This window comes from Candidatus Palauibacter irciniicola (assembly GCF_965208695.1).
Classification (GTDB): Bacteria; Gemmatimonadota; Gemmatimonadetes; order Palauibacterales; family Palauibacteraceae; genus Palauibacter; species Palauibacter irciniicola.
The window spans coordinates 1,651,913-1,669,859 of the sequence record NZ_OZ242352.1; the positions used below are offsets into that span (position 1 = coordinate 1,651,913).

Genomic DNA, 17,947 nt, shown 5'->3' on the forward strand with positions numbered 1-17,947 from the left:
CGCGCGTCAGTCGGCGAGGCGCAGCGCCATCAGCGTGTTGGGAGCCTGGATCACGACGTGCTGCCGGCCTTCGTGCATGTAGGTCATCATCCCGTACCGCGGCAGCGCCGGAAGCTCCACCTGCCCGAGCCGCTCGCCCGTCGCCTTGTCCACGGCGAACAGGTAGGACGTCCCGTCGCTCCCCTCCCCCGTGTACATGAGCAGGGTGCTCGTGACGATCTGCGCCGCCTGCCGCCCCGTGCCCGTGTTCGGGATGTCCATGCCCTGGAGCGCGTCGTGCTCGAGCACGCTGTTCGGCGTGTCGCCCACAGGGATCCACCACAGGTGCTCGCCCGTGTTCATGTCGATCGCCGTGATCCGGCTGTACGGCGGCTTGAAGAGCGGGAGACCCTGCACCCGCCGAACCCCCGCGAACCCGCCGACCGCGAACTTCGTGATCGTCGTTCCCGTCTGCGCGGGCTCCCGGGCATCGCGCTCCTCCCCCGGCACCATGATCCGCGACCCGCACCCCTTCTGCGACGTCACGTAGAGGATGCCCGTCTCCGGATCCGCCGCCGGCGTCCCGTCGATGTTCGTTCCCCCCACATCTCCCGGACACCACATCGACGCCAACTTGCCGAGGTCGTTGTCCCGGTGCAGCGGCGGCGTGAACAGCGGCCCGATCACGTAGTCATCGAGCGCCTCGATCGCGGCCTCCCGCAACTCCGGCGTGAAGTCGATCAGGTCGTCGTGCGTCAGCCCCTGCATGTCATACGGCGCCGGCCACGTCGGGAACGGCTGCGTCGGCGAGAGCGCCTCGCCCGGCATGAGCCCCTCCGGCACCGGCCGCTCCTCGATGGGCCAGATCGGCTCGCCCGTCGCGCGGTTGAAGGTGTACGCGAAGGCCTGCTTGGTGACCTGCACGACCGCCGGTACGTCCTCGCCATCCACCGTCACATCCATCAGCACCGGGATCTGCGGCGTGTCGTAGTTCCATATGTCGTGGTGCACGAGCTGATAGTGCCAAACCCGTTCTCCCGTCTGCACATCGAGCGCGATCAGGCTCGTCGAGAACAGGTTGTCTCCCGGCCGGAAGCCGCCCCAGAAGTCCATCGTGGCCCCGTTCGTGGGGATGTAGACGATCCCCCGCTCCTCGTCCGCCGAAAGCGGCGCCCACGAGGAGATGTCGCCGGTCCACTCCCAGGCGTCGTTCTCCCACGTCTCGTGACCGAACTCGCCCGGCCCCGGGAGGACGTTGAACTTCCACATGAAGTCGCCCGTGCGGGCGTCGTAGCCGAGGATGTCGCCCGGCACGTTCTCGCGCCGCGACTGGTTGTAGCCCTGCTCGGCGGAGTTCCCGATCACGATCACGCCGTTCACGACGATCGGGGGCGACGAACTCGTGATGTAGCCGGTCTCGAGCGGGATGCCGTAGTACGGGTCGAACTCGTGTCCGAGCCCCGCGAGCAGGTCGACGACCCCGGACGCCGGGAAGCCCGGCACGTCCACGGGCCCGCCGAAGCCCTCCACGTGCTCGCCCGTGTCGGCCCACAGCGCGTGCAGGAAGAAGGCGGGACTCACCATGTAGACGACCGCGCGCCCGCCGATCTCGCCGTACGCGACGCCCTTCCCGTGGTTCTTCCGCATCGAGTACTCCCAGCGGAAGGTCTCGGGCTCGACGTACTCCCAGATCTTGTCCCCGGTGCCGGCGTCGATCGCGTACGTGTGCCGCTTCTCGCCCGCCACGGAGATGAGCATCCCGTCCACGTAGATCGGCGTGGCGCGCGCGTTCACGGCCGGGTAGTCCGACCCGTCCCAGACCCAGGCGACCTCGAGATTCTCGAAGTTCTCCGCGTCGATCTGGTCGAGAGACGAGTAGCGCTGGCCCATGTCATTGCCGGCGATGTTCTTCCACTCGGCGCCGTTCGCGGCGCTTCCGCCGCCCTCGGCGCAGCCCGCGACGGCGACGCCGAGCGCGAGCAGGAGGGAGATGAAGCGGAACGTGGACGGCGGCGCATGGCGTGTTGAGCGCGCTCTGCTCATCGCAAAAACCTCTCAATAGGAGTGGGACCGTCGACTGTCGACGCGACCGTGTACGGGCGGCGGCACACGAGGGGGGAACCTGAGACGCACCCGATCCGAAGGTCAAGCGAGCAAAAGACAAGCCCTCCCCGGGAATCGCTCCGGGGAGGGCTTGCCTGGTCGTGCCTAGTGTTCGTGCACGTGCACGTGGAGGGGCGCGGTCACGAAGTCCGCGTGTCCCGACCCGACCGCGCCATGCATGAGGCTGAAGGTCAGCTCGGTATCACCTTCCGCGACTCCGTGCAGGTGTCCTCCGAACTCGCCGGGAGTATCCTGCTCGAATTCGGCGATGGACTCGTTCGCGACGTCCACCCGCAGATAGAAATCATCATCGAGCGAGACCGCGTGCCCGTCGTGGTCGACGAACTGCACGCCGATGTGGGCGGTCTCCTCGCCCGGCTCGACCTCCAGTTCTCCGGTCCACGCCCCAGAGTCTCCATCATAGGACGCGACGGTCTGGCCGCTCAGCGACAGGGTCACGCCCTCGACTTCTCCGGCGTGATCGTCGTGATCGGGGTCCATGGGATCGTCGCCGCCGCAGGCGCCAAGGACCAGCAGTCCCGCGGTCACCAGGGCGAATGTCAGTTTCGGCTGAAGATGTCTCATTCTTGTTCACCTCGTTCTGTTGCTGTTCCGGTCGCTCCCGTCACAGGCCTCTCCGCATTCGGCTCCGGATGGCCCGCGCTAGAAGACAACGCGATAGGCCACGGTGATGGATCTCCCCGCTTCGGGCATGATCTCCTTCACGCGCGACAGGTGGTTTCTGTACACTGCATTGCCAAGGTTCTCTCCCCGTACGGTGATCACGTTCAGCCGCCCCATGACCGTGATCCGCAGTCCGGCGGAGAGATCGAAAACGGCATACCCATCGGTCGGGGTCTCGAAGGCCCCCGTCCGGTTCTGGCGGGTCGCAACCCGCGTTTCGGCTTCGACGAACCAGTTGCGAGGCGCGTAGCCGATGGCGAAACGCCCCTGCAGCGGCGGGATCAGCGGAAGCGGTTCGTCCGTCGCTTCGATCCTGCCCTGGACGTACGAAGCCACGGCCTCCAAGGTCAGATCTCCGACCGGCGCCCATTCGAGCGCGCTCTCGAAACCCGTCAGCACCGCGTCTTCCCCCTGGAACTGGAAGATCGGCAGGCGCACGCGACTCAGCTCCCCCGTTTCGAGCGGGAAGACGTAGTCCGCGATGGCGTTGTGGAACCACGATATCTCGGCGTTCAGCCGGTCCCCCGTAAGGCGCGCGAACAGGTCGATCCCGGTCCCGCGCTCCGTCTCGAGCGATGGATTCCCCACCTCGAAAGCGTACGCCGCCAGGTGGGGACCCTCCGAAAAAAGTTCGTTGACGCTTGGGGTACGGAAGGCCCGCGCCACGGAAGCGCCCACCGTGAAGCTCGGCGTGAGCTGCGCGAGGGCCCCCAGGGATCCGGATACCGCACCGAACGACCTCTCCCGGATGTGGCCGATATCGGATGACGGGTCCTCGCGGTCGGGCCGCACGCGTACCCAGTCGTAGCGGAGGCCCGCTTCCAGGCGTATCGGATTCAGATCGACCTCCTCGAGCGCGAATACGGCGAAGGAGGCCTGCGTGGAGTTCGGCGTGAAGAGCGAGCCTCCGAATCCGAAATCCTCCCAGGAAGCCCGCGTTCCGACGCCTCCCGACGAAAACGGGCCCAGGCCGCGGTGGCGGGCGAGGACCTCGCCGCTCACGGTCTGGCGCTCGAAGAGCGTTCCCAGGATGTCGGGGGGCTCGATCTCCCTGTGCTCGTACCACGTATGCCCCGCGTCGATCTCGACGCTCTCGAAGGCACCCGAGGGCCTCAGCACGCTGCGCAGCCTGGTCGCGGTCCGCTGCATCTCGACCCGCACCCCCGCCTCGTGACCTCCGACGAACCCTCCGGGGATGCCGTAGTCGTTGCCGTAGTAGCGAAACGTCGCGCCGGCATGACCCCAATCGTCCACCCAGGAGGTCCCGCCGGAAATCTCCCGAACATCCGTGCTCGTATTCTGCAGGGGCCCGACCGGCGTCTTCAGGTCGCCGCTGCTGCGGAGCCCGAGCTCCAGCCGCACGGGAATGCGGTCCGTCAGGCCATACGTGAGATGCAGGCTCCCGCTCGCCGCATTGCTGACGGTCTGTCCCTGCAGGGTGAACGCGCCGGTAAGGTGGTGCGGTACGGAGGAGGGCACGTCATCCCGGACGACGTTGATGACGCCCCCCAGCGCGTTGCTGCCGTAGAGAATCGCGCCCGGCCCGCGGATCACCTCGACGCGGCGCGCGGACGACGGATCGATCGCCGTGGCGTGGTCGGGACCGCTCGCGAACTCGTCGCCGACCCGTTCCCCATCCTCGAGCATCAGAATGCGATCTCCGCTGAGGCCTCGGATCACGGGGTGCACGGAGCTGGGCCCCATGCTGCTCACCGCGAGTCCGGGCTCGGAGGACAGCGTTTCCGCCAGGGTTCCGGCCAACCGACGCTGCAGATCCTCCCCCGCGAATACGCTGGTCGGGCGCAGCACTTCGTTCGCCACGCGGGCCACGACGGACCCCGTGACGACGAGGTCCGGCAGGGAGATGGGATGGGCTTCCATCTCCACCACCACGATCTCTTCCCGCGACGCATCGACTTCCAGCGAGACCGTGCGGTAACCCAGGCGTTCGATCCGCACCGTGTAGACCCGCGGACCCGGCACCGGGACATGAAACGTGCCGTCCCCGTGCGAGACCGCTGTCCGACCCGACGCAGCGATGGAGATCAGGGCGCCGGCGAGAGGCTCGTCGGAGTCGGCATCGCGAACGACGCCCTCGATCTCGCCCGGGTGCTCAACCTGCGCGGACGAGCCGGTGGCTCCAACAGCCATTGCCAATGCGGCCGTGATGAGACCGGCCAGACGCCTTATCACCATGGACAGCCTTCTTCGAGACGCGCCGGCGACCGCTCCTGCTCGAGGAGCGCCGTGCGCCTCGCTGAAACGCTTCAGCGGGTAACGTGTGTTTCGGGAGACGGGCGATCCGCCTCCCACGGAGCGGTCGGGGGGCTTCCGGGACGACGGCCCGGCAGCGGGTCAGGCTCGAGGGGGAGCTCTGGGACCGCTCCCGCCGGGCAGGATCGGGCGACGTTGCCAGGCGTTCACGGTCGGGGTGCCGGGGCTGGTTTCGGCGACCAGCGACAGATCGATCGGAATCACGAGGGGGAATCCCAGCGACACCGTGCGAGACAGCTGGCACAGCAGATGGCTGTGCCCGGGGTCGCCGTGCTCGCCGGGCTCCCCTTCAACGTGCACGACGGCGTTCGATGCTCCGGCTTCAAGCACCGCATCCACCGCCGGTAAAACGGCGAACGCCAAGGCCTGAAGGAGAACGATGGCTGGAACGCCGAACCGGCGAAGATCCCGCGGCTGTTGAGGAGAAATCCGCTTCACAGCTTTGCCGCCAGAGGTATTCCGGGCACCGCTACTGGGCACGCCGGATCAGTGCATCAAGCTGCGTTCGGGGGCAAAACGAGTCAAGCTGGCGGCGCAGCAGTACTTTCCGTCGGGAGGCGGTTGCCGCGCAGGGCTAAACGGACAACCGTTTGAAGGTGTATTCGGGAGGCAGGCGGTGGACGCGCAGTCGTCCCACCCCGGATCGGCACGGGAACTAACCGGGAATCAGGACGGAATCCGATGGCCGGATGGATTCGAGACCGGGCGGTCGTCCTTGCGACCGCCACGTTGACGACGGCGGGCGTCTTCGTCTGCGCCCACCTCGCTCTGGAGACTTCATCTCCGAAGAAGGATGAGACGGTGGCGATCAGCCCCCCGACCGTCACGTTGTGGTTCACGGAAGCGCCGCAGATGGCGGGGACGTCCGTTCGTCTCCTGCCGAAGGGGGGCGAACCCCTCGACCTGGACCCGGCGACCGCCCAGGAGGACGACTCAAGCGTCGTCGTTCTGGACGTGAGCGAGACGCTCGCGGATGGCGACTACGAGGTCATGTGGCGGGCCATGGCGCAGGACGGCCATACGATCCGGGGCGACTTCGGCTTCACGGTGCAGACCGCCCGCTGAATCCCGGCCGCCGCGCCAGGGTCGTGTCGCAGCAATCCGCACTAGAGTTCGGCGAGCGCCTCGGCGTTGAAGCCGACCAGCAGCGTGGTCCCCGCCAGCACGATCGGTGCGCGGTACTTTCCCGTGGGCCCCTTCAGCGCGTCGAGTTCGGTCTCCTCGGGACTCAGGTCGCGCCGACTCCTGCCCCTGGCGACAACCACCCGCTCGGCAGCCGCCAGGAGCGCCCGCACGTCGTCATCCGTCAGCGGCGCCTTCGTGGCGGATCGTTCCTCCGTGATCGTCGCGCCGGTCTCGTCGAACACCGCACGGGTGCGTTTGCAGCTCGTTCAGCCCGGGCGCTGGTAGAACAGCGTCACCTCGGTCATCTCGATCTCCTCACAGATATCGCTCCCTGAGCACGTCCCGGTGGTGAAGCTCGTGGCCGGCGATGATGTGGATGAGCGCCCGCACTGTGAACTCGGCGCCGCTCGCGACGCCTCGGCGCGAGAGCGTGTCCTCGTCGAGCGAGCCGAAGAAAGCCGCGTTCGCGGCGCGCAGCGCCCGGAATTCACGTAGCAGTTCAGGGAGGGGACGGCCGGCCGCGTTCGACGCCCCGGCCCATTCGTCCTGATCCATCCCCGGCAGTTCCGCCGAATCGGCACGGGCGATGTGCAGCGCCCGGTAGGAGAAGATCCGCTCGGCGTCGATCACATGACCCAGGACTTCGCGGCACGTCCATTTCCCGGGCTCGTACGCGAAGACCTCGCGCTCGACGGGGAGGTCCCCGAGAAGCGCGTCGAGCGCGTCGGGCGCCTCGGCGAGGACGTCGGCGAGGGGCCGGTCGTCCGGCACGCGGTCGATGTAGATGGCGTAGTAGTCGCCGTGCTCGTCGGCTCCAGGTCGTTTCATGGCGGGCAGACTATCGACCTCGCCGCCGTGGCGACAGCTTGTCCGCATGATACACCGCTCAACTCACATGACCGGGTCGGGAGCGGCGGCGTCTCGGGCGCCGCGCAAGGTGGCTGCCGGACCGCGAAGCCTGGTCGCGATGGTCGCCTGTGCCCTGTTCGGAACGGTTTCGGGCGCCCTCGCGCAGGGTACCCCGGTGGCCTGCGTGGCCCCGGGCTCCCCGCTGCGCCTCGACCATGTACCTGTCGCCGTTGGCGACCTCGAGGCCCTGTCGCAGCGGCTCACCGACGAGTTCGGCTTCCGTGTCCAGGATCCCGAGCGGGGCGAGAACGGTCTTGCGGCGGCGGCGATTCCGTTCGGCGACGGGACCCGGCTCGAACTGAAAACCGTGGCGGCTGCCCCCGGTCCCGATACGCCGGGTGCCGCGGAGGCGCAGCGTTACGCCGACCTCATCGCCGATGGTGGAGGCGGAGCGTATCTCGCGCTCTCCGGTCCGGATCCGGCCGGCGTCCTGGACATCGCGGGTGAACTGGAACCCGCCCTGGCCGCGACCTCCGGGGAAGCCGGTCGCCGCGTCGGCTTCCCTCGGGACCATCCCCTGCACGCGGTGTTCTTCGTCGACCCCGATCCGGGCGCACGAGAGCCGCCGATCATGTCCGGGGCGCCCGAACACCCGAACGGGGCCCGGGGCCTGCAGGCCGTCTGGATCATGGCGGAAGATCCGGAACGCCTCACCCGGTTCCTGCTCGCCTTCGGGGCCCGCGACTGCGGCCCGTCGCGTCACCCCGAGCACCTGTACGGCCGCGCCGTCGGCATCCGCGGCGGGACCGTGTACGTGGTCGACGCACGCCTGTGGATGGCCGACCCCGGCTCGGCGCCGGTCGTGTCGCTCACCGTTCTCGGCGGCCCCGAGTCCGTCTCCGACAACATCGTCCTCGGAAGCGCCGGCGGACTCTGGATCGAACTGCGACCCTCCGAGGGGAACGAATGACGCGCCACACGCTCGACGCCCGGACTTCCATCGTCGACCTGCAGTTCCAGGGCTTCGATCTCGCCATCGGGACCGGCGTCCTGGAGACCGGTGACGGCGTCGCGCTCGTCGACCCCGGGCCCACGACCTGTCTCCCCGCACTGGAAGCGGGGCTCGGGGAAGCCGGGTTCGCCCTCGCCGACGTGCGCGCCGTCCTGCTCACGCACATCCACCTCGATCACGCCACGGCCGCCGGGACGATCGTGCGCCGGGTGCCCGAAGCGCGGGTGTACGTCCACCCCGTGGGGGCGATCCACATGATCCGGCCCGAGCGTCTCCTGGCCTCCGCCGGCCGCATCTACGGCGATCTGATGGAGACGCTGTGGGGAGAGTTCCTCCCGGTGCCCGCGGAGTCCGTGTCCGAGGTGGACGAGGGAGACGCGCTTCAACTCGGCGGCCGCACGCTGCGCGTCGCCTACACGCCCGGCCATGCGAAGCACCACGTCGTCTATTTCGAGGAGCACGGGGGGACGGCGTGGGTGGGCGATGTGGGCGGCATCCGCATCCCGCCGGGGGGCGTGATTCCCGTGACGCCGGTGCCCGACATCGACGTCGAAGCCTGGAACGCGAGCATGGAGCGCGTCATGGAGTGGGATCCCGACCGCATCGTCCCGACCCACTTCGGCGCGGTCGAGGATCCGGCCGCCCATTTCGCCGAACTCCGCGACCAGCTCGCGCGCTGGGCACGCACCGTGCGCGAGTCGCTGGGGAACGAGGATCCGGCGGAGCCGGACACGTCCGCCGACCCCGCACGGGCCCGGGCCTTCGCGGCGTGGGTGGAGGAAGACCTGCGCGGGCGCATGCCGGCCGAGCCGGTGGACACCTACGTCAACGCGTTCGGCGCGCGCGACTCGTGGTGGGGCCTTGCCCGCTACTGGCGCAAGCGAGCCGCGGCTGCATGAAGCTGAAGCCGCATGCCGCGGGGATCGCGAGCCTTCTCGTCCCGGGTCTCGGTCAGCTCCTGCAGCGTCGAATCCGCGCGACGGGCGTCTCGCTGGCCAACGCCGCCTTGCTGGTGTATGCGATCACGCATTGGATCGCGGACGGCGAGCCGCTCGACTTGATGTGCTTCATCGTCTGCGCGGCCGTCCACCTGTTCCAGGCCCTCGAAGCCGTAGAGCACGGACAGCGGTAGCGGCCGTTTTCGGAGTCCCGTGTAAGCTGGCGGGCTGTCAGCTGGCAGCGGGGCGGACCACGATCGTGATTTCCTCGTCGGCGAACAGGCCGCCGTCGTCGGCGCGGCCGCGGAGGATGTAGGTCCCGGGCCGCGAGAAGCTCACGGTGACGGTCCAGCGGTCGTCCTCCGGCAGGTCCGGGGGGCGCCACAGTGGCGACCACGGCGAATTGGCGCCCGTGCGCGTGTCCTCCCACACCTTCACCTGCGGCGGGTCGAACGTCACCTCCCCCTCGCCGCGATAGACGAACCACGACATGAAGAGGCCGTTCACCTTCTGCACCGTCACGCGCGACGGGGGCCGGAGCTGGCGGCCGCTGAAGCTGGGGATGGCGTTCGCGATCGAGTCGACGCGGGCGGAGTCCTCCGCGGTCTCCGGCGGGTCGGGCGGCCCGGGGCGGAACGCCCGCAGCAGGCCGTCGTCCTCGACGATGACGCTCACCGTGACCGGCTGGCCGACGATCGCCTCGCGCGTACGCTCACCTTCGAGCGTGATCGTCGGCGGTTCGTTGGACCGCATCTCGGCGTTGCTCGAACCCGCGCCGAGCGCGCCCGTCTCCGACATGATCACCGTGTTGTCGACGATGTAGTCCGGCCGCAGCGACGCGTAGGCGTGCTCGGTGACGCCGTGGCTCGTGAGCGTCCACACGAGTTCCTGGTCGCCCCAGTCGGCGGGGACGCGGACCTTGAACACGAAGCGGTTGCGGCGCGGGAGAAAGTGGGTCGGCTGCCCCCGGTCGGCGGGCCCCGGCGAGAACATGTTGTCCTCGCCCACCGGGACGTCGATCTCCTCGAGCCAGTTCCGGTTCATGTAGCCGAACAGGAAGTTGAACGACCCGTCCTCGTTCTGTTCCCATCCCTCGAACGCCGGGGCCACGTTCTGACCCCGCGTATAGGTCTGGGCTTCCGAGCCGACGGGGAACGCGGCGGCGGCGAGGATCAGCGCCAGAAGCGGCACGGCCGGCGCCCCGGGCCGTGCGACCCGGGGCATGGAGGCGGGTTCGGGCACGGTTATCGTTCCCGGCGGTCGCCGGGGTCGCGGCCGTCCCCGGATCCCGTCCCGCCGTCGCCGGAAGACTCGGCCTCGGTGGCGGCATCCGGCTGCGCCCATTCGGCGTCCGCGAAGTAGCTCATGTCCCCGTTCGCGGGGATAACCATGCACAGCGGACAGCCGACCACATGGTCGTTGGGGCCGAGCGCGAGCCGGTGCCGGCGCATGGCCATCTCCTCCACGAACTGTTCATCCGACATCTCCACGCGCATGCCGAGGTCGATGAACATGTTCGCGACGGAACGGTTCCCGGAGCCCTGCCAGTTGCGCGTGTCCGGCACGTTCCGGTTCGCCTCGGAGGTGTCCATGTAGCCGATGATGTGGAGGACCGTCCCCTTCGGGAGGAGCGGCTGGTGATCCTGCGCGTAGGTGTATCCGCGCACCCAGTTGTGGTCGTAGCCGACGCAGTTCAGCGTCTCGACGTTGAACCCCCAGATCGCCTCGAGGCACATGCGCATGCCGGGCGCGTGCAGGTGCGGCTCGAAGGTCACGAGCTTCGTGTGCTGGTTCAGCACCTTGTAGGCGTGCAGTTCCTGCCCTTCCACGCCGGGCCGGATGTCGATGTCGCTTCCGTTGCCGAGCCCGAGGATGGTCCGCCGGTACTTCGGCTCGTAGTCCTCCGGATGGAAGCGGAAGCCGATCTCGAGGTGAGCGCGCGTGTCGCGGCCGTTGGAATGGAGGTGGACGGAGTTCGACACCACCGAGGAGCCGGCCCTGAGCAGGCGGCCCGCCTCCTCGTCGAAGAGGTCGGGTTCGCGGCCGACCTCGTGCACCGGCCAGCCGGTGTCCGTGGAGGCGCGGCTCGCGCCGGGGCCCGTCTCCTGGTCCCCCTCGAGCACGCGCGTGCTCCAGATCATGTGGTGCACGACGAAGCGGCCGCCGACCGTGTGGCGCCCGCCGTGATCCCCATCCCTGCGCTGCGGCACGTCGTTCACCTCGCGGATCTCGACCGACTTCACGTAGCGGTCCTCGGTGAGACCCGTGGGCACGCTCTCGATGTCCCCCCACCAGTCGGGCGCGTCCCCCTTTACCAGCACCTCCGGGAGCTTGATGATCAGGTCGGGCTCGCCCGCGGCCCACACGACGTCGTCGTCGAACTCGAGCGGGGGCGGCAGGTCCGCCGGGTCGCCCTCGGGCGTGCCCGCCCGCCGCCAGGCGTCGAGCGCCTCGATCTCCCACTCGTCGAGCGACATGTCGTCCTTGAAGTGCTGGATGCCGATGTCCTTTTCCACGTACCACGGGGGCATGGCGCCGGCCCGGTCCCGGATCTGGGTCCGGCGGGCGATCATGCTCGCGTAGGGCTGGACGTCGTCGTACGTGACGAGCGGCATCGGGGCGACGCCGTTGTCGCGGTGGCAGCGGACGCACGCCCGCTGCAGGATCGGCGCGATGTCGCGGCTGAAGGTCACGTCGTCCGCCTCGGCGCCCGGCGTCCCTGTTGCGGCGTGGCGCGCCGTCTCGGCGGGCCCACCGTTCTGCGCCGCCATTCCGCCGGCGGAGAACAACATGAGGACGGGCAGGACGGAAGATCTCCGGACGAGAGACAAGATCCGCGTGGTGTGCGGCATCACATGGCTCCTTGCGGGAGGACTCGTTCGCAAAAGGGTACGCAACGGGCGAAGCCCCGGTCAAACACCGCGCTAGCGACTGCCGTCCGCGCCACCCGGAGCGGGCGACCCCAGCTCGAGGGGGATGTTCGCCGGCAGCCGCCTCAGGATGATCGTCGGGACATCGAACTCATCGGTCTCGACGAAGGCGACGACGCCGTCGGGCCCGAACGCGTCCGGCATGGGCGTGTCCTCCAGGGACAGGGTGCCCATGTACTCGCCCTCCGGCGAGAAGACATCGATCCAGCCGGCCGCCGCCGGCTCCCCCTCCGGGGCTTCGCCCGAGGGTGCGACCTGCACATCGATCTGCGCCAGGGGATCGCTCCCCCAGCGTTGAACCCAGATCGCCCCTTCCCACGTCGTCCGAAGCTCCCGCACGATGGGCACCTCCGGCATGAAGCTCGCGTTCGCCGCCGCGTCGCGCATGCCGGCCACCAACTCCTCCACCATAGCCGCCACCTGCGCGCGAAGATCCGGCGGAAGATCGTCGAACGACTGGCCGTTGACCTGTCCCGTAACGGAGGCTTCCAGAGCTTCCAGCATCCGGGCCCGGGCGCGCTCCCGGAGCGACTCCGTGACCGGCTCGGGGTGGAGGGGGCGGCCCACGACACGGACCGGAGCCCCGGGGGCCGGCTGGATCTTGATCGCGTAGGCGGAGGAGTCCGAATACGCCACACCGCCGCCCGGGAGGACATCGAACACGAGGTCCGGCACGAACCCCGTGAACGCGTCGCCGAAAGCGTCGAACATGTCCGACGGATCCGCGGCCTCCATCCTGACCTCCCGCACCGGCTGCGCCTCCCACCCTTCCGCGAACGGTGCCGCAGCGGCCTCCTCCGCATCGGCGAGCGACATGCGATAGATGGTGCGGTCGCCGGCCTGGACGGACACTTCCCCGTTGCTGAAGCGCGCGTCCGCACCTCGGGTCAGGAACAACGTCTCCCCCTCCCGGGCGGAGCGCACGGCCTCCGCCGAAGCGGTCTCGGAGCCGCCCTGGATCGCGAAACGTATCGCGCGCTCGAACGACCCATCGGGGCCGAACAGGAGGTAGGCGCGGTGACCGTTGTCAACGATCACGACCCCTCCGCCGGGCCGGGCCACCATGTGCCCCACGTCGCGAAGCTCGCCCGGGCCGTCGCCCCTGCGCCCGAACTCCGCCACCAGGCCTCCGGCCCCGTCCACGACCACGATGCGCGTGGAGGACCCGGCTTCGTCCCGGATGTAGAGCCGACCTCCCGCATCGAAGTCCAGGTCCGCGATCTCCGTGAACGCGTCCCACCCCTCCGCCGCGATCCCCCCGATCCGGTACACCTCCTCGAAATCGGCCGCGAGCGAGCGGTCCTCGTCGGGAGGCGGCGCGGCCGAACCCCCGGTTTCCCCCCCACAGCCCACCAGCAGCGCGACCAATGCCGCAAAACAGAATCTCATCCGGTCTCCTCCGACGACACGCCGGTTCACGTCAGCGGCCGAGGTCGGTGATTCTCAGGTTGCGCCAGCGGACCTTGATGCCGCCGCCGTCGTGGATCTGGAGCGCGATCGAGCCCTCGGCCTCTCCGATCTGCTCGTCCTCCAGGTCTACCATCTTCGTGCCGTTCAACCACGTCTCAACGCGGTCGCCGTCGGCCCGGATCCGCATCGTGTTCCAGTCCCCCATGCGGAGCGCGGCGTCGAGTTCCGGGTCGGGCTGCACGAGCCAGCCGCGGCCGTACGACTCGTAGATGCCCCCGGTGAACAGGCCCGGGGGCGCAACCTCGGCCTGCCAGCCGCTCACGGTCGTCCCCTCCACACTGGAGCGCAGGAAGACGCCGCTGTTGCCGTCCGCCTCCTGCTTGAACTCGACCGTGAGGTCGAAGTCGCGGTACGTCGCCTCGGTCACGAGGTAGCCGTACTCGGCGTCCGGGCCGCTCTCGCACACGATTTCCCCGCCCTGCTCTCCCTCCTCCACGTACCAGCGTTCGGTCCCGTGCACGCGCCAGCCGTCGAGGTTCTCGCCGTTGAACAGGGAGACGGGTTCGAGGGGACGGATCCGGATGTTGCGGTACCAGACGTTGCGCCCGTGGTCCTGGAGGCCGATCGGCCCGGACTCGGCGCGACCGTAGCGGGGATAGGGAGCGAACTTGCTCGCGGCGACGAGCGCCTCCCACTCGGGCGATCCCAGTTCGTATTCGACGGTCTTCGTCCCGTTGAGCCAGTGCTCGACGAGGTTGTCCTGGATGCGGATCCGGCCCTCGTTCCACTCACCCGGTCCCCGGAGCATCTTCTCGCCGGAGGCGTGGAGATCGTAGTTGTCCCCGGTCAGGTGCGTGTGCATGTCCATCGTGCCCATCTCGATGTACGCCGGGTCGTCGAGTACCTGGTATTCGGGCGCGTTGTACCAGATCGCGGCGCCCTCCTCCTCGATCACGCGGTAAAGGACGCCGCTGTTCGCGACCTCCGACAGCATGAACTCGAACTTCAGGTCGAAGTCGGCGAACGATTCGGTGGTGACGATGTCCCCGCCGATCGCGACATCGGGGTCGGTCGCCGTCGCGCCCACGACGAGCGCGCCGTCGATCACCGCCCAGCCGGTGTCCGGGAAGGTCTCCAGGTTGTAGCCGCGCCAGCCGGCCGTCGTCTCGCCATCGAAGAGGAGGCGCCAGCCGGCCTCCCGTTCGGCTTCCGTGAGGGTGTTGGGCGCCGTCTCCGCCGCTCCCGCCTCCGGCGAGGACTCCGGAGCCTGGGCGCAGCCGAAGGCCAGCCCCGCCGCAAGCGCGGTGAGGAGCGGGGCGCCGAGCAGGAGTCGCGCGTGGAGCCGGTGGCGTCGCGGGGCGCGCATCAGACGAGCCTCATGGCGTCGGGGTCCCAGTGCACGATGCGGTCCTCGAAGTAGGAGAGGTTGCAGGCCAGCGCGGGGGCGGCCGCGCGCAGCCCGAAGGTCGCGTCCTCCCGCACGGGCGGGCCGCCGCGAATCGCCTCGAACCAGTTGAAGAAGTGGTCGACGTGAGCCCCGCGATACCCCCGCTCCACCTCGTACCGGACCTCGGCCGGGGGAAGCATCCGGACCCGCGGGGGAAGCCCGTCCGCCGACGCCGCGGCCTCGGCCATCTTCTCCTGGGAGAAGGCGTCCATCGGATCGACGGCGACGTTCTTTCTCAGCACGACCTCGGTCCACGTGACGTCCATCGCCCCTTCGCTGCCCACGAGGCGCAGGAACGTGCTGCCCGAGGTCCCATCCACGAAGTTCACGCGCAGCGAGAGGTTGAACCCCGGGTGCGTCTCGGTCTCGGGATAGTCGAAGACCCCGAGGAGCACGTCCGGCACCTCACGACCGTCCTTCCAGTACCGGAGCCCCCCGGCGGCCTGGATCCGGGTCGGGCCGCGCGAACTCACGACAAAGTGGAGGCTGGAGAAGAGGTGGACGAAGAGGTCGCCCGCCACGCCGGTCCCGTAGTCGCGGTAGTTGCGCCAGCGGAAGATCCGCAGCGGGTCGTACGGAAGGTCCGGCGCGGGTCCGAGGAAGCCCTTCCAATCGACGGTCTCCTCGGAGGCGCCGGCGGGGATCGGGTACTGCCACGCGCCGATCGGGTCGTTACGCGCCCAGAAGCCCTCGGCGTAGTTGAGTTCGCCGATGGCCCCCTCCTCGTACAGTTCCTTCGCCTTCTCGTTGCCGAGCGAACTCATCCCCTGGCTGCCGACCTGGAAGACGGACCCGGATTCCTGTTCGGCCGCGATCAGGTCGTGCCCCTCCTCGATCCGGTGGACCATCGGCTTCTCGCAGTAGACGGCCTTGCCGGCGCGGAGGGCATCGACGGAGATCGGCTGGTGCCAGTGGTCTGGGGTCCCGATGATTACGGCGTCGACTTCGTCACGGGCGAGGACCTCGCGGTAGTCGCGGGTGGTGAAGATGTCTCCGTGCCGCTCGCGCGCGGCTTCGAGCCGGCCGTCGAACACATCGCAGGCGGCCACGAGGCTCACGCCGGGAATGCGGAGTGCCGTGGCGACGTCCGCCATGCCCATGCCGCCGGCGCCGATCACGGCCAGGCCGACATCCTCCGAATGCGCCGACTGACGGGGATCCGGCTCCCGCGTGAGCGAGCGGCGGATGGCGGATCCGCCTTGAGGGCCGGACTCGGCTCCGGCCAGGAGCGAGGGTGCGCCCGCGGCCAGAACGGAGCCTGCGGCCACGGATTTGACGAAGCTCCGGCGGTCTCTCTTTTTTTCGCTCATGTCGGATACACATTCATCCTGTGGGTTGGAGGGCGGGGTTCGCCCGGGGCTGGCTCGAAAACGTAAGGTTGTGTCGATCCCGTCAGCAAAAGGAGGGGCAGGCGTGCGAACACGTTGGGCTCGATGGCTGATCGCGGCCACCGTTGTGCCGCTCAGTGCGGGCGTCGCGGGCGTCGCTGCCGTCCCGGCCCCTGCCGGAGACCCCGTCCGGGTCGTCGTCGAGACCGAGCTGGGGACGTTCGAACTCGAAGTGGACGTCGACCGCGCACCCGTCACCGCGGCCAACTTCCTCCGCTACGTCGACGGCGGGTTCTACGACGGCGGCACCTTCTTCCGCACCGTGCACGCGGACAACCAGCCCGACGACTCCATCCGGATCGCCGTGGTCCAGGGCGGGCGGAACCCGGAGATGGAGGCCGAATCCTTCCCCCCGATCCCGCTGGAACGCACCTCCGAGACGGGACTCCTCCACGAGGACGGGACGATCTCGATGGCGCGCGGCGGCCCCGACACCGCGACGCAGAGCTTCTTCATCTGCATCGGCGACCAGCCGTCGCTCGACTTCGGCGGCATGCGCAACCCCGACGGCCAGGGCTTCGCTGCCTTCGGGCGTGTGGTGGACGGAATGGACGTGGTGCGCGCGATCCACCGTGCCCCCTACGACGCGCAACAACTCACCCCACCCGTCAGGATCACGAGTGCGTACCGCAAGTAGCGATGACCTTCCGGCACAACCATTCGGAAAGGAGGATCCCCATGTCGAACTCCCGTCGTGCTGAACTCCGTCCTGCGGCCAATGCGAGCCGGGCGCGACGGGGCTGCCGGCTTCTCGTCGCCGCGACCGTCCTTGCCGCCGCCGGCCCCGTCTCGGCCCAGACGGAGCCGCCCGCGGAGCCTCCGGCCGACTGGGAGGCGACCGCGATCGACTACAGCAACGTCCCCTACCCGCACCCGGTGTCGTACCTCGACGTGGAGGTCTATGGGAACGACTATCGGCTCGCGTACATGGACGTGGCTCCGGCGGGCGCCCCGAACGGTCGGACGGTCGTCCTCTTTCACGGGATGAACTTCTTCGCGGCGGGGTTCCGGCCCACGATCGAGGCGCTGCGGAACGAGGGATTCCGGGTGATCGCGATCGACCGGCTGGGCTTCGGCCGCTCCTCGAAACCCGTCATCCACTACAACCTCCACATCCCCGCGCGGAACGCGAAGCGGCTGCTCGACGCGCTGGGGATCGAGCGCGCCGCGATCGTCGGACACTCGATGGGCGGGATGGTGGCGACCCGATTCGCCTCGACGTATCCCGAGACGACGACCCACGTGGCCATGGTGAACCAGATCGGCCTCACCGACTCCCGTCCCGGCCGGGGGTGGACCGACGCCGATGAGAACTACGATTCCGTGCTCAACGGAACGACCTATCAGTCGGTCCTGCGCGGACACATGCGCTATTACCCGAACGGCTGGCGCCCGGAGTACCTCGAGTGGGTGAAGGTCCAGTACGGCCTCACCCTGAGCGGAGACTGGCCGCGCATGGCGCGGGTGCGGGCGGCGCAGCGCGCGATCCTGTACGAGGACCCCGTGGTCTACGAGTGGCAGCACATCGCGACGAAGGCGCTCGTCATCGGCGGCGCGGACGACCGCCTGGTGGCCGACTACCCGGCGCGCGCGCGCCATGTCGCCGAGGAACTGCAGAACGCGGAACTCTTCCTCTTCCCGACGGTCGGACATTCTCCGCAGTTCGAGATCCCGGAACGGTTCCACGCGGAGCTGGTCCGGTTCCTGCGCTCCGACCCGGACGAGCCCGCCGATCAGTCGTGGCGGGAATCGGACGTCGGCCGGCCGCCGGGTTCGTAGCGCGGGCGCCGACGGCGCGAATAGGTTCC

Annotated in this window: 17 protein-coding genes; 6 read left to right on the forward strand and 11 right to left on the reverse strand. The window is 69.0% G+C overall.

Translation table 11 applies throughout. The annotated features are described in order from the left end of the window. Positions 1-6 precede the first annotated feature (6 nt). The 4 genes from ACOGI9_RS07115 to ACOGI9_RS07130 form a co-directional block, all read right to left on the reverse strand. Entirely contained in the window at positions 7-2,022 is a 2,016-nt protein-coding gene (locus ACOGI9_RS07115; RefSeq protein WP_419859168.1) for a hypothetical protein, read from the reverse strand. 165 nt (positions 2,023-2,187) lie between these two features. Continuing rightward, positions 2,188-2,667 carry a hypothetical protein gene (locus tag ACOGI9_RS07120; RefSeq protein ID WP_419859169.1) on the reverse strand — a complete coding sequence of 160 codons (480 nt, stop codon included), beginning with the start codon at positions 2,665-2,667 and terminating at the stop codon, positions 2,188-2,190. A gap of 78 nt (positions 2,668-2,745) precedes the next feature. Next, positions 2,746-4,962, reverse strand: coding sequence for a TonB-dependent receptor (locus ACOGI9_RS07125; protein ID WP_419859170.1), 2,217 nt, complete (start codon positions 4,960-4,962; stop codon positions 2,746-2,748). A 159-nt stretch (positions 4,963-5,121) separates the two neighbouring features. Continuing rightward, positions 5,122-5,478, reverse strand: coding sequence for a hypothetical protein (locus tag ACOGI9_RS07130; protein WP_419859171.1), 357 nt, complete (start codon positions 5,476-5,478; stop codon positions 5,122-5,124). Between the two features lie 243 nt (positions 5,479-5,721). Here ACOGI9_RS07130 and ACOGI9_RS07135 point away from each other — a divergent pair, with 243 nt between their 5' ends. Next, entirely contained in the window at positions 5,722-6,105 is a 384-nt protein-coding gene (locus ACOGI9_RS07135) for a copper resistance CopC family protein (RefSeq protein ID WP_419859172.1), read from the forward strand. A 41-nt stretch (positions 6,106-6,146) separates the two neighbouring features. Here ACOGI9_RS07135 and ACOGI9_RS07140 read toward each other — a convergent pair whose 3' ends face one another. Continuing rightward, positions 6,147-6,407: a hypothetical protein gene (locus ACOGI9_RS07140; RefSeq protein ID WP_419859173.1), complete on the reverse strand. Its 261-nt coding sequence runs from the start codon at positions 6,405-6,407 to the stop codon at positions 6,147-6,149. Between the two features lie 73 nt (positions 6,408-6,480). Next, a complete protein-coding gene (locus ACOGI9_RS07145) occupies positions 6,481-6,993 on the reverse strand; it encodes a DinB family protein (protein WP_419859174.1) in 513 nt (170 codons plus the stop codon). A gap of 67 nt (positions 6,994-7,060) precedes the next feature. Here ACOGI9_RS07145 and ACOGI9_RS07150 point away from each other — a divergent pair, with 67 nt between their 5' ends. Genes ACOGI9_RS07150 through ACOGI9_RS07160 form a run of 3 tightly spaced genes read left to right on the forward strand, consistent with a single transcriptional unit; the run spans position 7,061 to position 9,158 of the window. Then, positions 7,061-7,984 (forward strand): VOC family protein, encoded by a 924-nt coding sequence (locus ACOGI9_RS07150; RefSeq protein ID WP_419859175.1) that lies wholly within the window; start codon positions 7,061-7,063, stop codon positions 7,982-7,984. After that, positions 7,981-8,925 (forward strand): MBL fold metallo-hydrolase, encoded by a 945-nt coding sequence (locus ACOGI9_RS07155; protein ID WP_419859176.1) that lies wholly within the window; start codon positions 7,981-7,983, stop codon positions 8,923-8,925. Before ACOGI9_RS07150 ends, ACOGI9_RS07155 begins: the two co-directional genes overlap by 4 nt. After that, a complete protein-coding gene (locus ACOGI9_RS07160) occupies positions 8,922-9,158 on the forward strand; it encodes a hypothetical protein (protein ID WP_419859177.1) in 237 nt (78 codons plus the stop codon). The genes ACOGI9_RS07155 and ACOGI9_RS07160 overlap by 4 nt, the downstream gene beginning before the upstream one ends. 37 nt (positions 9,159-9,195) lie before the next feature. On the opposite strand, the gene ACOGI9_RS07165 is transcribed toward ACOGI9_RS07160, so the two are convergent. The 5 genes from ACOGI9_RS07165 to ACOGI9_RS07185 all read right to left on the reverse strand — a co-directional run bounded on the left by ACOGI9_RS07165 (position 9,196) and on the right by ACOGI9_RS07185 (position 16,061). After that, positions 9,196-10,188 carry a hypothetical protein gene (locus ACOGI9_RS07165; RefSeq protein ID WP_419859178.1) on the reverse strand — a complete coding sequence of 331 codons (993 nt, stop codon included), beginning with the start codon at positions 10,186-10,188 and terminating at the stop codon, positions 9,196-9,198. 20 nt (positions 10,189-10,208) lie between these two features. Beyond that, positions 10,209-11,735 (reverse strand): hypothetical protein, encoded by a 1,527-nt coding sequence (locus ACOGI9_RS07170; RefSeq protein ID WP_419859179.1) that lies wholly within the window; start codon positions 11,733-11,735, stop codon positions 10,209-10,211. Between the two features lie 153 nt (positions 11,736-11,888). Further along, positions 11,889-13,283, reverse strand: coding sequence for a hypothetical protein (locus ACOGI9_RS07175; RefSeq protein WP_419859180.1), 1,395 nt, complete (start codon positions 13,281-13,283; stop codon positions 11,889-11,891). A 31-nt stretch (positions 13,284-13,314) separates the two neighbouring features. Next, a complete protein-coding gene (locus ACOGI9_RS07180; RefSeq protein WP_419859181.1) occupies positions 13,315-14,670 on the reverse strand; it encodes a 3-keto-disaccharide hydrolase in 1,356 nt (451 codons plus the stop codon). Next, positions 14,670-16,061: a Gfo/Idh/MocA family protein gene (locus ACOGI9_RS07185; RefSeq protein ID WP_419859182.1), complete on the reverse strand. Its 1,392-nt coding sequence runs from the start codon at positions 16,059-16,061 to the stop codon at positions 14,670-14,672. The genes ACOGI9_RS07180 and ACOGI9_RS07185 overlap by 1 nt, the downstream gene beginning before the upstream one ends. A 103-nt stretch (positions 16,062-16,164) precedes the next feature. Between ACOGI9_RS07185 and ACOGI9_RS07190 the strand changes: the two genes are divergently transcribed. Continuing rightward, positions 16,165-16,776 carry a peptidylprolyl isomerase gene (locus tag ACOGI9_RS07190; protein ID WP_419859183.1) on the forward strand — a complete coding sequence of 204 codons (612 nt, stop codon included), beginning with the start codon at positions 16,165-16,167 and terminating at the stop codon, positions 16,774-16,776. A 41-nt stretch (positions 16,777-16,817) separates the two neighbouring features. Beyond that, positions 16,818-17,918 (forward strand): alpha/beta fold hydrolase, encoded by a 1,101-nt coding sequence (locus tag ACOGI9_RS07195; protein ID WP_419859184.1) that lies wholly within the window; start codon positions 16,818-16,820, stop codon positions 17,916-17,918. Positions 17,919-17,947 lie beyond the last annotated feature (29 nt).